This is a genomic window from Rhodococcus sp. C1 (genome assembly GCF_020809065.1).
GTDB classification, from domain to species: domain Bacteria; phylum Actinomycetota; class Actinomycetes; order Mycobacteriales; family Mycobacteriaceae; genus Rhodococcus_F; species Rhodococcus_F qingshengii.
In genome coordinates this window covers 957844-971650 of record NZ_CP078080.1, presented here as the reverse complement: position 1 = coordinate 971650, position 13807 = coordinate 957844, and the positions used below count along the sequence as shown (strand labels likewise).

General features: G+C 60.6%; 12 protein-coding genes and 1 pseudogene. 11 read left to right on the top strand and 2 right to left on the bottom strand.

Going from position 1 to position 13807, the window contains the following annotated elements; translation table 11 throughout:
- Nucleotides 1-68 precede the first annotated feature (68 nt).
- Together KTR60_RS04480 and KTR60_RS04475 are read right to left on the bottom strand one after the other, a co-directional pair.
- Nucleotides 69-1274 carry a winged helix-turn-helix domain-containing protein gene (locus KTR60_RS04480; RefSeq protein WP_042449474.1) on the bottom strand — a complete coding sequence of 402 codons (1206 nt, stop codon included), beginning with the start codon at nt 1272-1274 and terminating at the stop codon, nt 69-71.
- Between the two features lie 34 nt (nt 1275-1308).
- A complete protein-coding gene (locus tag KTR60_RS04475; protein ID WP_228401893.1) occupies nt 1309-2568 on the bottom strand; it encodes a TetR/AcrR family transcriptional regulator in 1260 nt (419 codons plus the stop codon).
- Between the two features lie 540 nt (nt 2569-3108).
- Here KTR60_RS04475 and KTR60_RS04470 point away from each other — a divergent pair.
- The 11 genes and pseudogenes from KTR60_RS04470 to KTR60_RS04420 all read left to right on the top strand — a co-directional run.
- Nucleotides 3109-3918 carry an MlaE family ABC transporter permease gene (locus KTR60_RS04470; protein ID WP_003945485.1) on the top strand — a complete coding sequence of 270 codons (810 nt, stop codon included), beginning with the start codon at nt 3109-3111 and terminating at the stop codon, nt 3916-3918.
- A complete protein-coding gene (locus KTR60_RS04465; RefSeq protein ID WP_003945491.1) occupies nt 3918-4775 on the top strand; it encodes an MlaE family ABC transporter permease in 858 nt (285 codons plus the stop codon). The genes KTR60_RS04470 and KTR60_RS04465 overlap by 1 nt, the downstream gene beginning before the upstream one ends.
- 3 nt (nt 4776-4778) lie before the next feature.
- A complete protein-coding gene (locus tag KTR60_RS04460) occupies nt 4779-6002 on the top strand; it encodes an MCE family protein (RefSeq protein WP_228401892.1) in 1224 nt (407 codons plus the stop codon).
- Nucleotides 5999-7030 (top strand): MCE family protein, encoded by a 1032-nt coding sequence (locus KTR60_RS04455; RefSeq protein WP_228401891.1) that lies wholly within the window; start codon nt 5999-6001, stop codon nt 7028-7030. Before KTR60_RS04460 ends, KTR60_RS04455 begins: the two co-directional genes overlap by 4 nt.
- Nucleotides 7030-8085 (top strand): MCE family protein, encoded by a 1056-nt coding sequence (locus KTR60_RS04450; RefSeq protein WP_228402260.1) that lies wholly within the window; start codon nt 7030-7032, stop codon nt 8083-8085. Before KTR60_RS04455 ends, KTR60_RS04450 begins: the two co-directional genes overlap by 1 nt.
- Entirely contained in the window at nt 8082-9179 is a 1098-nt protein-coding gene (locus tag KTR60_RS04445) for an MCE family protein (protein ID WP_007734229.1), read from the top strand. The genes KTR60_RS04450 and KTR60_RS04445 overlap by 4 nt, the downstream gene beginning before the upstream one ends.
- 32 nt (nt 9180-9211) lie before the next feature.
- Entirely contained in the window at nt 9212-10240 is a 1029-nt protein-coding gene (locus KTR60_RS04440) for an MCE family protein (RefSeq protein WP_228401890.1), read from the top strand.
- Nucleotides 10237-11457 carry an MlaD family protein gene (locus KTR60_RS04435; RefSeq protein WP_007734224.1) on the top strand — a complete coding sequence of 407 codons (1221 nt, stop codon included), beginning with the start codon at nt 10237-10239 and terminating at the stop codon, nt 11455-11457. Before KTR60_RS04440 ends, KTR60_RS04435 begins: the two co-directional genes overlap by 4 nt.
- Nucleotides 11444-12001 (top strand): hypothetical protein, encoded by a 558-nt coding sequence (locus KTR60_RS04430; protein WP_054827261.1) that lies wholly within the window; start codon nt 11444-11446, stop codon nt 11999-12001. Before KTR60_RS04435 ends, KTR60_RS04430 begins: the two co-directional genes overlap by 14 nt.
- A gap of 24 nt (nt 12002-12025) precedes the next feature.
- The gene (locus KTR60_RS04425; RefSeq protein WP_003945519.1) at nt 12026-12931 is read left to right on the top strand and encodes an oxygenase MpaB family protein; all 906 of its coding nucleotides are present in this window, start codon (nt 12026-12028) and stop codon (nt 12929-12931) included.
- 484 nt (nt 12932-13415) lie between these two features.
- Nucleotides 13416-13742 (top strand): annotated as a pseudogene (locus KTR60_RS04420) (transglycosylase family protein); the annotation flags it as partial.
- Nucleotides 13743-13807: the final 65 nt, after the last annotated feature.

The window sequence follows — 13807 nt, the reverse complement described above, 5'->3', positions numbered from 1 at the left end:
CAGCAGGGCCGCAATCGACGGGCGGATAACCGTTCCCGAATGACAATCTCCCTCGCGGCCTTGAAGGCTCACCTCATGGCGGCGGCCAACTGCTGAGACAACGTGCCTTTGTTCTCCACCTCGATGGTGTCGCAGCCCTGCCAACGCGCAGTTCTCCGAAGGAGTTCCGCCAACCGCGGCGCAGTGTCGGCGTCCGCGGTGGGTTCGGCCCACGCCGCGCGGACAAGCAGTCGACGGTTCTGACGGTCGTTCTTCAGATCGACTCGGGCGCAGATCTTGTCGTCGATCAACACCGGGAGCACGTAGTATCCGTGAACTCGCTTGTGCGCCGGAGTGTAGATCTCGATCCGGTAGTGAAAGTCGAAGAGCCGCAACGCTCGATCGCGTGCCCACACTACCGGGTCGAAGGGTGACAACAGCGCATCCGCACGGATGGACCTGGGACGCTTCGCTCGCGGATCGATCCACACCTCCCTTGCCTTGCCTCGACGCTCCCAGCCGTCGACGGACACCCGGCGCACGCTGCCGGCGTCTTCGAGTTCCTGCAAGGCCGTTCGTGCTTCTGCGCTGGGCAGACGAAAGTAGTCGGCGATGTCGTCGAGGGTGCCGAGACCGTGTGCCTTCACACCCCGCAGCACCAGTTCGCGTATCGCCTCCGACCGCTCGACGTGTGCGTCGAGTATCTCGGGTGCAAGCATCTGCTCGGCCAGGCCGTAACGACGCTCGAAACCGGCGCGCCCCGCCGAGACCACCTCGCCCCAACGGAACAGCGTCTCGAGCCCGACCTTCACGTCGGACCACCCCCACCACGGACCGCGCCGCGTGTTCGCCTCGTGTTCGATCTCGCTCGCCGCCATCGGACCGTTGTCGCGCAACTCCTGCCGCAACCAATCGAGGAAGACGCGCCGATCGGAAGCCCACCCGTCCTTGTCACTCAACGCTTTGGCGCGAAACTGGTCCATCCGCCAGCGGAACAACGGCCACATGTCCACCGGCAAGAACGTTGCTTCGTGACCCCAGTATTCGAGGTATCCCGAACCGGGGGTGAAGGCAAGCTGATCGAGTCTGGATTTGTCGTATGCGCCCAATCGCGCATAAACGGGTAGGTAGTGACTGCGTTCGAAGACATTGACCGAGTCGATCTGCAGCACCTGCAGCCGGTCCATCACGCCGACCAGATTGCGACGCGTCACCGTCGTGGGATGCGATTTGCCGAATCCCTGAGCGGCAAGCGCTATGCGACGGGCAGCTGCCAGTGACACGACTTCGCTCATAGTGGGCCAGACTACGCACACCCACCGACACGCTTCAGGCGGCCGAAGCCCGACGGCCGAACAGTACTGCCGACATGAACACCTGCAACCTGGCCGCGTTCTCTGCGGCAGCGTCGAACTTCATCATGCGGCCGACATCCGGGACCAGGTTGAGCGCAGCATGAACTACGAACTTCGCCTCTACTGCCGACAGCTCAGGACGAATCTCGCCGAGCACTCGCGCCCATTCGACCACGTAAAGCTTCTGGCGATTCTTCAGATCGCTTCGATGACTCGGCAGAAGGTTGTTCATCTCGGAGAAGTAGACCGACATCAATTCGTGCTGTGCAAACGACAACTCCACGTACATCGCCGACAGTGACCGGAGCACTTGTTCGTGCGAAGTCGCGGAGTCGAAGACCGCTGCCGTCGCCAAGTCCAAGCGATATGCAGCTCGATAGAACACGGCGCCGAGAAGCTCTGCCTTGCTGGGAAAGTAGCGGTACATACCGGATGCGTTCAAGCCGGCGGCCGCGGCGATCTCTTCGATGCTGACGTCGTGATACCCGCGAGAGTCGAAGAGGCGCACGGCTTCCTGCAAGAGACGTTCACGTTTGTTCGTGGTCACGGTTCGAGGTAACGAGGACTGCTCCAAGCGGCTAGCGGTGATTGCAGCCTCACCTTGATCTATCGCCAGACACGCGTCGAGCAGAACCTTCTCCATCGCTCGCTGGGGCAGCAACAGGTTATGGACGGTGATACTGCCGATGACGCTGAACATCGCTGCCACGACAAGGGTCTCGTCCCTCGCCGTCATCGCGGGTTCGGAGCGCGAAAGATACCGGGCTACTCGGCGATTGACCGTACTGGCTTGCGCTCGAACGGATTTCCGATCATCGGTGTCGAGAAACCGGCTCTCCCAACGATAGATTCCGGCCGTACGCCGATTGCGGATCGTCGTTCGTATCACTGCAATCAGATCTTCGCGCAACCGCTGCGCATCGGTTGCCGCAGGCGCAACCGAAACGGCATCGAGGGCACTGGCGAGCGCTCCGGTCAACTCCAGTGCCGCGTGGCGGAACATCGCGTACTTGTTCGGAAAGTGCCGATAGAGCGCCGAACCCGAAATACCGACCGCCGACGCGATGTCGTCGACACTGACAGCAGGATATCCGCGCTCACTGAACGCGATTGCCGCTGCAGCCGCGATCTGCGCCTTGCGGTCCTTCGGTCGCCTCTTGACGGAGTCGGACCTCGGCTGCCGAACAATCCCATTCGACGTCTGCGCGTCGACGAACTGATCGTTCAGGCTCACCGTGTACCCCACTCTCCAGCCCTCACGCACGAAGCACTTCGATCCGCCTGCTCATCAGACGAGAATCAGCATAAGCATGATTTTGAAAACTCGTACACCGATTTCAGCACATCGCGCGTCTAGAGTTTCATACATGCAGGTAACGCTGCCTTTGATCAGAACACACCACTCGCCCTTCGCCACCTCCCCGTTGCTTCCACCGAGAATCTTCGTTAACAAAACGTTGCCTGTGGCCACCAGCAGTGGGTAGGGTCACCGCTCGAAGCATCCAGCCCGCATCCGCGAAGCAATCCGACTGACAGATTCGGAATATTCGTAAACATACACAGGATGTCGATATGAACAGTTCCGATATCTCCACGTCAATGAAGGAAACTCGGTCAACAGGGCTGACAGTTCGACGAGAATTTCGGTTCACATAATGCTTGCTTGGACACATATATGTGTGAGATGCTTCACAGGCAGTTCGCTCGACCGCCAGCGCTCGAACAGTTCGAACTCCGTGCCGAACACTGTTGATCTGCAAAGGAATTCAATTAGATGACGTACGAGCTGCCAGCCGCGAAGGGCCCGGTGCGAGACGTAGCGTTACAGGGGGGCTATCTGATCGGATTCTCGGTTCAGGCACTCTTCGGTCTGTTCACGGCAATCCTGCGCAGACGACTCTCGTTGCACGAGACGGTTACTCAGACCCTGTTCATCGGTCGCGTCAGCACCGGCCCGTCGCTGCTTCTCATGATTCCGATCGGTGTATTCATCGCCGTCTCGGTCGGTGAACTGGCCGGCCGGATCGGAGCCGGTGGATATTCCGGAGCTGTCGTAGCTTTCATCATCGTCGGTCAGGCCGCGGCGCTGGTGTGCGCGTTGATGATGGCCGGTGTCGCAGGATCGGCGATCTGCACGGATTTGGGTTCACGAAAGATCCGGGAAGAGATCGACGCGATGGAAGTGATGGGCATCGACGTGATCGAGCGCCTCGTCGCACCGAGATTGGTTGCGGCAGTGATCGTCTCCCTTGCACTGTGTTCGATGGTCACCTTCGGCGGTGTGATCGCGTGCTACCTGTACCACATCTACGTCCAGCATCTTCCGGCCGGAACGTTCATGGCAACGTTCAGTCAGTACGGGCGATCTTCCGACTTCGTCATGGCTTTGGTGAAGGCTGCGGTCTTCGGCATCGCTTCGACTTTGGTCGCCACCTTCAAAGGTCTACATGCAAAAGGTGGCCCACGCGGCGTTGCCGACGCAGTCAACGAAGCCGTGGTCATCGCGTTCGCGCTCGTCTTCATCGTGAACACAGTGTTGTCCGCGCTCTACACCGTAATCGTCCCGGCAGTCGGTGAATTCTGATGTCGCTCGTCGATCTCCGTGTTCGAGCACGTCAAGCGAGCAGACCCCTGCGAACCGCGGGCGACGGCCTCGTCTCCCTCGGTCAGCACGTCACTTTCTACGTCCGCACTATCGCATCGATCCCCTTTGCGCTCACCAAGTACCGCAAGCATGTACTCGGTCAGATCAGCGAGGTCAGCTTCGGCACGAATTCCTTGTTGTCCGGCGGCGGCACCATCGGGATCGTCTTCGCGATGTCGCTGGCCGCGGCGATGATGTTGGGCGTCGAGACCCACCGGGGCCTCGAGCTTGTCGGGATGACCTCGCTCTCCGGCATGCTGTCCGCGGTTGCCAACACCCGTGAACTGGCCCCTGTTGTCGTCGCGATCGCGTTGGCCGCCAAGGTCGGAACGGGTTTCACCGCCCAGATCGGGGCCATGCGTATCTCCGACGAAATCGACGCGCTGGACTCGATGGCGATCCGATCGATCCCCTTCCTCGCGGGTACCCGGGTGATCGCTGCCATGATCTGTGTCATCCCGATCTACATGATCGGACTCCTGGCCAGTTACCTCTCGACCCGACTGGTCGTCGTGTTCTTCAACGGCGCATCGGCCGGTACTTACGACTACTTCTTCCATCTGGCGATCTCTCCGCAGGATCTCCTGTACTCGGGTCTCAAGGCCGTGGTGTTCGCCGCTGTTGTCGCGCTGGTTCACTGCGCGTACGGCTACTATGCCTCCGGTGGTCCGGCCGGCGTCGGGCAAGCGGCCGGGCGCGCGCTCCGGACTGCGATCCTCGCGATCGGAATCCTCGACGTACTGATGACTTTCGCGCTGTGGGGCCTCGTGCCCCAGATCCCGGGAATGGGGGTCTGAGCCGTGGACAGACTCACTACACGCACGAAGATCGTGTACGCCCTTCGCGGCGCGATCGCCATAGTCGTAGCCGTCGCCGCCGCCGTGACAATGGTTCTACGCGGTTCGGGAAATCTCGAGCAGAGCACCGACATCTTCGTCGCTGTTCCAGCCACAGCCGGTCTCATCAGCGGTGAAGCTCCGGTTCGGTACCACGGCGTCAACGTCGGCCGAATCGGCGAAATCGAATCAGGAACCGCCGAATCCGTTGTGCAGTTGCAGATTCAGACCGATGACGCGTCGAAGATTCCCGCTGACGTGGTGGCTCGCGTTGTTCCACGCACGTTCTTCGGCGACATCTACATGCAGCTCGTGGACAGTCCGAATGAGCAGGGCCAGACGACTCTGGCGGACGGAGACGAGATCCACATGGACGACGGTCCCGAAGCCGTTGCGCTCTACGACGTGTACACCAAGTTGGTGGGCGTCCTCACTGCGATGCAGCCCGAGAAGTTGCAGACAGCCCTGACTGCGCTGGGCCAGGCGCTCGACGGAAACGGAGCCGAGATCGGTACCACGATAGACAATCTCAGTGCCGCGTCCGGCGTACTGACACCCGCCGCACACCAATTCCTCGAATCGACACCCGAATTCAAGTCGGTCGTCGACGCGTTGGACCGTGCGACCCCCGACATTCTCGATACCTTGGCAGCCGCCACAACCGTCTCGAACGACATGGTCGCCAACAGAGCGAATCTCGAGTCCTCGATCGGCGCGGCCGCAGTCTTCGCCGCTACCGTCGACGATTTTGTCGGGGCGAACAACCGAAACATCATCACTGTGATCGATTCCGCCGGAAAGATACTCGCAACCACCGCGGCCAATCCCGGAGGACTGCGTTCCACCCTCGCCAATGCCAGTACGTTCGGCGCCGCGGGCGCTCGAGTCTTCGCCACCGGAAAGTTCGACATCACAGCAGTTGCCACGTTCGCCGAACCGCTCCCATACACGGGTGATGATTGCCCGCAGTACGGTGACTCGCGCGGAGCACAGTGTTCGGGCTCCAACCTGACGCCTGAACAACCCGTCAGTGCCCCGGTCGTGGGCGGCGTAGCCGAAGCGGCCCCCCTGCGGTACCTCGAAGATCAACTACTGGGCGTTTCGCCGGAACCCTCGGATACCCCCAACCCGGCAACAACACTGATGTTGGGGCCGATGGTCAGAGGTAACGAGGTGACCGTCCCGTGAAGGTCCGTCCTGGCCAGGTAATTCGGTTGTCACTCTTCTGTCTCACCGGCGTCGCCTGCGCGTCGTTCGTGGCGAACACGTTGTCGGTCCCGGTTCGCGGAAGCACCGATTCGTACTCGTTCGAGTTCACCGACGTCGAAGGACTCAACCCGGGCAACCCGGTCACCATGTCGGGTGTGCGTATCGGCCGCGTGGACTCGGTTGCGTTCGCCGACAACGGAGGCGGGACGAGCAAGGCGATCGTCGACGTCGAAATCGAGTCGCGATTTTCCCTCGAGTCGGATGTCCGTGCCGCCGTGCGCTACGGCGACATGCTCGGTGCTCGATATCTGGCACTGACGCAAGACGACAGCGCAACAACGGTATCCGCACGACAGCTCGAACCAGGTGACACGATACCGCTGGCGCAGACAACACCGCCGATCAACTTGACGGCCCTGATGAACGGGTTCAAACCGTTGTTCGCCGCGCTGCAGCCCGAGCAGGTCAACACGCTCACGCGAAGTTTTGTCGAAACCTTCAACGGCCAGGGCCAGGCAATGACCACCCTGCTCGACCAGATCGCGACCATGAGTTCCGGCCTGGTCGACCGTCAGGACGTCTTCGCGCAACTACTCACGAACATGAACACACTTCTCACCTCCGTCGACGAGCGTCAACCCGAATTGGTCGGTCTGTTGGACGGTTTGAACGATCTGAGTACTTCCGTCGTCGGGCAGAACGATCAACTCGTCTCGCTCTTGGATCAGGGAAACCGCACTGTCTCGTCGTTGGCTCAGATCATGGCCGGGTCGAACGGCGCATTCGGTCAGACCGTGCAACAACTCGAAAGTGTCACCGGGAGTTGGATTGCGAGCACCGACGAGTTCAACAGACTTCTCGTCAACCTTCCCCAGTTCGCCGACGCCGCCAACCGGATCGGAAGTTACGGAAGTTTCATCAGCCTGTATCTGTGCAATTTCACTCTGAAGGCAGGCGACATGGAAGCCAACATCTTCGGTCCGACACACTCGCCGGTGTGCTCATGATGTTCCTGGTCAAGCTGATCGACGTGTTCGTCGGCATCATGCTCTTCCTGTTCAAAGGGGATCGCCGTCGCAGCGGTAGCGGCACCGCTCTCGCCCTGGGCAGTCTCGGAATCTTCGTTCTGGTGGTGGGACTCGGCGCCGCCTTGGGCATTCCGAAGCTCTGGTACAACGTACGCACGTCGGCATACACAGCCGAGTTAGCCAATGCCAGCGGGCTTTCCGACACCGATCCGGTTTACGTGGCCGGGGTTCCCGCGGGCCGAGTGGATTCAATCGACCTTGCCGGCGACCACGTCGTCGTCAACTTCCGCTTGGACAAGGACCAGCCTTTGGGAAACCAGAGCACGGCGACGGTCAGGCTCAAGACGGTCCTCGGCAAGCGCTACCTGGAGATCGTGCCGGCCGGAGTGGTCGACGACTCCGAGGCGCGGGTCATCCCGCTCTCCCGCACAACCGTGCCGTACAGCCTCGACGACGTCAGCAGTGATGCCACCACTGCGGCAACAGGCGTCGACCTACAGGCGATGGAGTCCATGATGAACACCCTTTCGCAGGTGATTCCCACTGAATCCGATCAGGTGGGCCGGGCTCTGGCCGGAATCAGCGGCGCCTCGGCGGCTTTCGCGCAGAACAGTGAACAGATCGACCAGATTCTCATCATGTCTCGTGAGCTGTCGGACATGGCTGCGGCACAAACCGATTCGATCGTCGGTACTGCGGCCAATGCTCAGACGATCGTTCGAACTCTTGCGATGCGCAAGGACGCACTGACTCAGCTGGTCGACAACCTGACAATCATCATCTCGAAGCTCTCCACCACTTTCGTCGATCGTCAGGACGAGTTCGGAGCCATGACCGACAACCTCGTCGCGGTCACCACCACGCTGAAGAACAACGCAGATCAGATCGACCTGCTGTTGACTCGTCTTCCTTCCGCGCTGCGTTCGGTCACCGATTCAACCGGCACCGGCAATTGGACCGACGTCAACGCGCCGGCGGCCGTGATCCCGGACAATCTGCTCTGCGCGCTCGGCATCATGGAGGGCTGCAAGTGAATACACGAAAAGCCGTCACGGCCATGCTGGTAGTGACCTTGGCGATCGCCCTGCCCGGTTGGTACATATTCGGACGAACAGATCAGTCCAAGACCGTCTACGCCGATTTCAGCCACGTCGGCGGAATCTACGAGGGAAGCAAGGTCACCGTCCTCGGAGTCGGCGTCGGGACGGTCACGTCGGTGGAACCTCGCGGAACTTCTGTTCGAGTAGCGATGTCGATGCCCGACTCCGTGGACCTGCCCGCCGACGCCTCGGCCTATGTCCTCAATCCATCGGTGATCAGCGATCGACACATCGAACTCGGCCCGGCGTACACCGGCGGAGAGACACTGAAAGACGGCGACCAGATTCCGATCGAACGTGCCCACTCCCCCATAGATTTCGACGGCTTGATGGGAAGCGTCAGCACTTTGGCCGACGCATTTGCCGGGGATGGGGGCAATCTCGGCGATCTCGTGAGCCGCGGCGCCGCCGGGTGGCAGGGCCAGGGCGATCAATTCAACACCGCAATTCGCAACCTCAGCACGGCAACCGGAGTTGTCGGCGCTCGGTCGGAAGACATAGGTGCCCTTGTCGACAATCTCAACACTTTGATGAATGCTCTGGACGCACGGCAGGTCAGCCTCGACGAACTTGTCGGCGACCTCGGCGTCCTGGGTGATCAATGGGCGAGCCAGAACATGGACATCTCACAGCCTCTGCAGGATCTGCAGGTGGTCTTCGACCAGTTGAACAGTTTCATGACAACTCACGGCGATGATGTCGGTGCCATAGCCGACAACGTGCGAGTTCTCGGTGACACTCTGGCTGCCAAAGAACCCGGCCTCGCCGAGTTCATGGACCTGGTGCCGTTGATGATGCAGAACCTCTCCCAGACAATCGGTCCTGATCAGCGCGGGCGCATTCGGCTCAACGTCTCGACTGCATTGACTCAGTTCGCGGTGGCGAAACCGCTGTGCGACACCTACAAGTTGCCGATCTGCACCGGAGCCGGGTTCACGAATCCGATTTCCTTCCCCCTCAGCACTTCTGATCCGCTCGGCATCGCCTCCGCGATTTCCGGCGGAGCCGTCCCCGGAGGTGGCAATTGACGCGGCAATCGGTTCGAATAATCGCCGGTATCGTGATCATCGGTGTGGGTTCTGCGGCCGTGCTCGCCTTCGGCGGCTGTAGCGCAGGCATTCAAGACCTACCCCTGGGTCGTTCGGCCGACGGTGACGCGTACAACGTGGCGCTGCAGCTGGCCGGCGCCGACGGCCTGGTGTTGGGAGCAGACGTCCGCAGCGGCCAGAAAGTCATCGGTCGAGTATCCGCGCTGTCAGCCGATGTCGTCGGAGCCGATGTGACTCTGAGTCTGGACGCCGCGACGCCATTGCCCGACAACGTCGAAGCTTCCGTCGAACTCCCGTCCGCACTTGGCAATCCGTTCATCAGACTCTTGGTGCCGGAAGTTCCGTCCGGCTCCACGCTCAGCGACGGAGACACAATTCCGGAGTCTCGCACCGAGATCGGTCCGCAGGTCGAAAGTGCGCTTGCCACCCTCGGCACGGTTCTGACCGGAAGCGGCATCGACCAACTCGATACCGTGGTGCGCGAGCTGAACACCGCGTTTTCCGGGCGCTCCGGTGAAGTTCGTTCTCTGACCGAGACCCTCACCTCGCTCATGGCAGAGGCAAGCAGTCACCGCAGCGAGTTCGACGAGGCCGTCGACCTCGCTGCCCGGGTCTCCTCCCAACTGGCCGGCCAACGCGTAGTTGTCGACAACTACCTCGATTCCGTTCCACAGGTGGTGTCGATTCTCGTGGGACAGAAGGATCAGATTGCGAGCCTGTTGAACTCGACCGTTCAGCTCGCCACCAACGCAAACACCATTCTCGACTCGTCTCCCAACGGCCTCGACGCGATGCTGCACGATGCGTCGACCGTTGTCGGGACTCTGGATTCGTTCAACTCGGAGATCGGCCAGACGCTGACGAACATGAACGGGTTGCTCGAAAACTTCACCGGTGCAGTGCAGGGTGACTACCTCGTTTTCGACGGCGCCCTGGATATTCCGGGAACGATCGACAAGCTCTGGAGCGGCGGTATGGCCGGTCAATCGATCGCACCAGCGGGAACTCTCACCGATCTACTTCAGGGAGGTCTGCGTTGAGTCGCCTTGCGCTTGTTCAACTTGTCCTGTTCGCTCTGATCGCTGCTGTGGTCATCCCTTTCGGGATCGTCTACGTGGTCGGCCCTCAGGGTTTCGGGGGTCAAATCCGGCTGCACGCCAACATGTCCGACGCCTTCGGACTGACCAAGGGCACGGTCGTCACGTATCGCGGCGTACAGGTGGGGAAAGTGAGTGAAGTCGAACTCGACGCAGGCACCCGCACGGCTCGGGTGGAACTCTCACTCAACGACAACACCGAGATACCTACCGACAGCGTCGCCAAGGTGACGATGGGGACCGCAGCCGGAATTCAGAATGTCGACATCTACCCCAACACAGACCACGGCCCGTATCTTAGGGACGGCGACGAGATCGCCATGCCCGCGGATCAGCAACCGGTCCAGATGAGCCAGTTGATGCTTCAGGCGTCCGGTGTCTTGGAAGGGATTGATCCACAAGCGATCAGCGACATCGGGACCGAGCTGGGGAATTCGTTCAACGGGCTCGGCCCGAGCTTGGCGACGATGATCGACAACGGTGGGACCATGTCGGCGCAGTTGAACGACCAGTCGGCCGAACTCGCTGCGCTGCTGTCGCGAACCTCCACGTTGGTGGACTCCATGGCGACACAATCGGATTCGTTCGTCCGGGGAATGGCAGCTGCCAAGAACTTCACCGAACAACTCGAATCCAACGCGCCGGTGCTGATCTACCTCACCGATCATTCGCCCGCCGCCCTGAACAGCGCTCAACAGTTGTTCGACAAGTACCACAACACTTTCGGAGCGGTCCTGGCCAATCTCGTCACTGTCGCACCGATCATCTCCGACCGCACAGACGCCCTGGAAACCGGACTTGTCACGATTCCTGAAGGTCTCGCCAAACTGGCATCCATCGTCAAAGGCGATCGCGCCGACTTTGCCTTGGTTGCGACCCAGGGGCCGGTCTGCAACTACGACACCCCTCGGCGTGAGGTCGGCGATCTGTCTCCCACCAGTCCGAGTCTGGCGATGTACTGTCCCCCCGCCGACGACCTCGTCCAACGCGGAGCACAGAATGCTCCGCGTCCGAACGACCTCGGTTTGCAGAACTCGACCGTCCCGGGCACTCCGATCGGACCGCCCGTCGTCGCAGATCCGATTCTCGTCCCGACCGGAGTCGACGCCCTGAACTACTGGAGATTGATGTTGGAAGGACTGGGAAATGGCACACGGTGACAACGCACTACTCGACGAGACAGAAGCCGAGGTGGCCGAACATCCGACTTCTCCGTCGCTACTTCACCGCCTGAAGGAGCCACGCAACGCACTGATCTCACTAATGGCGGTAGCGCTGGTCGCAGCATTGGCGGTGCTCGGATTCCAGATGTACTCGGCGAATCAGGAAGACACGCTGCGGCAGGAGGCTTTGGACACCGCGCGGGATTACTCGACCATCATGTCCTCCTTCGACTATCAGAACCTCGATGCCAACAAAGACAGCATTGCCTCGATGTCGACCGACGAGTTTGCCGGCACCTACCGAACAATGGTCGATTCACTTCGCGAAGTCGTTGCCGGGGGCCAAGGCCAGGCGAGCGCGACGGCGACAGACGTCGGTATCGAATCGCTGGACAATTCGTCGGCCAAGGTGCTCGTGTTCGTCGACCAACAAGCCAAGAATGTCGCAGCGCCAGAGGGAAACACACAGAAGTACCGCATGGTCGTGTCCCTGGTCCGCTCGGGCGACCGGTGGCTCGTGAGCAACGTCGAGACCAAGTAACTCACCACACGCGGAGGAAGATCCATGCCCACTCACTACCTGGATTCGGAAAAGTCCGAGTCGTCGCTTCGCACCGATCAGACACGCATCACCATCACGGCCGAGCGTAGACGGTGGGCACGTAAGCCCGCACACATCACCGACGCACTCGATTTCTGGTCGTTCGCCGGAGCCGCTGCCAACGTCATCCTGCAACTCGGTTGGCCCGAGGTGGCGTACGGCGTCATGGAGAGCAAGGTCGAATCGGGTGCTCTGACAGCGCATCCGTGGAAGCGTGCACGAACCACGACGCAGTACCTGACGGTCGCGATCCTGGGTGACGAGGAAGAGCGAAAGGCTTACCGCGAGGCCGTGAACTCGGTGCACCGACATGTGAAGTCGGATTCAAACAGCCCGGTCAAGTACAACGCCTTCAATCGCGAACTCCAATTATGGGTTGCTGCATGCCTGTTCATCGGTTTCGAAGACAGTCATCAGTTGCTGCACGGCAAGATGTCCGAAGAACAGGCGGAGTCGTTCTACAAGTCCGCGTCAACTTTGGGAACGACGCTGCAGGTCACCGAAGAGATGTGGCCGGCCACACGTGCCGACTTCGAGCGCTACTGGAACCTCGGTTGCGAACGCGTCGTCATCGACGAACGCACCAAGCAGTACCTGATCGACTTGGTCAACCTACAGATGATCGCGTGGCCGATACGCCTGGTGTTCCGAAACTTGTTGCGGTTCCTGACGGTCGGATTCCTTCCACCGATCTACCGCGACCAACTCGATCTCGAGTGGACCGAAGACGACCGCCGCCGGTTCGAACACCTCTTCATTTTCGTGTCGTTCGTCAACAGGTTCATCCCACGCTCCGTTCGTCAGGCCGGCAACACCATTCAGATGCGCGACATTCGCCGCCGGATCAAGGCGAGCAAGAATCTCGTCTGAGCCAGCGGCGCGTTATTCGTTGTCAATTCTGCTGCCCTACAGGTAAATCGGGCCGGTCGGTCGACAACAGATCACGGCTGGACATGGGTTCCAGCACGACTGAAGACCGGGTCGAAAAGCCGACAAACCGGGCTGATTGAGTGTCACATTCGCCGCATATCGACGCCGTCGAGGCACGTTTCAGGTGACTTACATCACATTTTATCTCGTTTATGTAACGCCGGGAGAGGTGGCATATCGCCATGCGACCTGGGAAAACACTCTTTGATGCATTTCTGTTGCACAAACATGTGTCGACACGCCGACCCGTGACCAATCCGTAATCATCTCTTATGGTTGGTGACAGCCCGATCAACCGGGCATTACCGAATCGCCACCGCCCGTCCCACCCCGCGGTTCGGACTCGACAACATTCCTAGTGGTGGGAGCGGAGCTGAGACGGTCACCGTCCTCCGTCGGCGGGACTCGAGAGGATTTACCAAAAATGACCAAGACCACCGTTACCCGTGCACTTGCCTCTGTCGCCGCAGCCGGAGCCCTCGCAGCCGGAGCCCTCGGATTGAGCGCAGGCACCGCATCCGCAGCCACCCACGACTGGTCGGGTGTCGCAGAATGCGAATCTTCGGGCAACTGGGCCGCGAACACCGGAAACGGCTACTACGGCGGACTCCAGTTCAGCCAGAGCACGTGGGAGGCCTACGGCGGAGCGGGCAGCGCCGCCAACGCCAGCCAGGCAGAACAGGTCCGCGTTGCTGAAAACGTCCTTGCCGGTCAGGGCGCCGGCGCGTGGCCGGTGTGCGGACAGTACCTCCGCTGATCCCAGCTCACATACTGCGTCGCTGCCCGGCGTTCGTCGAGAATTCGACGGGCCCCGGG

What these genes read in the sequence shown, in the direction of transcription:
- KTR60_RS04450 (WP_228402260.1), top strand. Translation starts at nt 7,030, where the DNA reads ATGTTCCTGGTCAAGCTGATCGACGTGTTCGTCGGCATCATGCTCTTC.
- KTR60_RS04465 (WP_003945491.1), top strand. Translation starts at nt 3,918, where the DNA reads ATGTCGCTCGTCGATCTCCGTGTTCGAGCACGTCAAGCGAGCAGACCC.
- KTR60_RS04470 (WP_003945485.1), top strand. Translation starts at nt 3,109, where the DNA reads ATGACGTACGAGCTGCCAGCCGCGAAGGGCCCGGTGCGAGACGTAGCG.
- KTR60_RS04430 (WP_054827261.1), top strand. Translation starts at nt 11,444, where the DNA reads ATGGCACACGGTGACAACGCACTACTCGACGAGACAGAAGCCGAGGTG.
- KTR60_RS04425 (WP_003945519.1), top strand. Translation starts at nt 12,026, where the DNA reads ATGCCCACTCACTACCTGGATTCGGAAAAGTCCGAGTCGTCGCTTCGC.
- KTR60_RS04480 (WP_042449474.1), bottom strand. Translation starts at nt 1,274, where the DNA reads ATGAGCGAAGTCGTGTCACTGGCAGCTGCCCGTCGCATAGCGCTTGCC.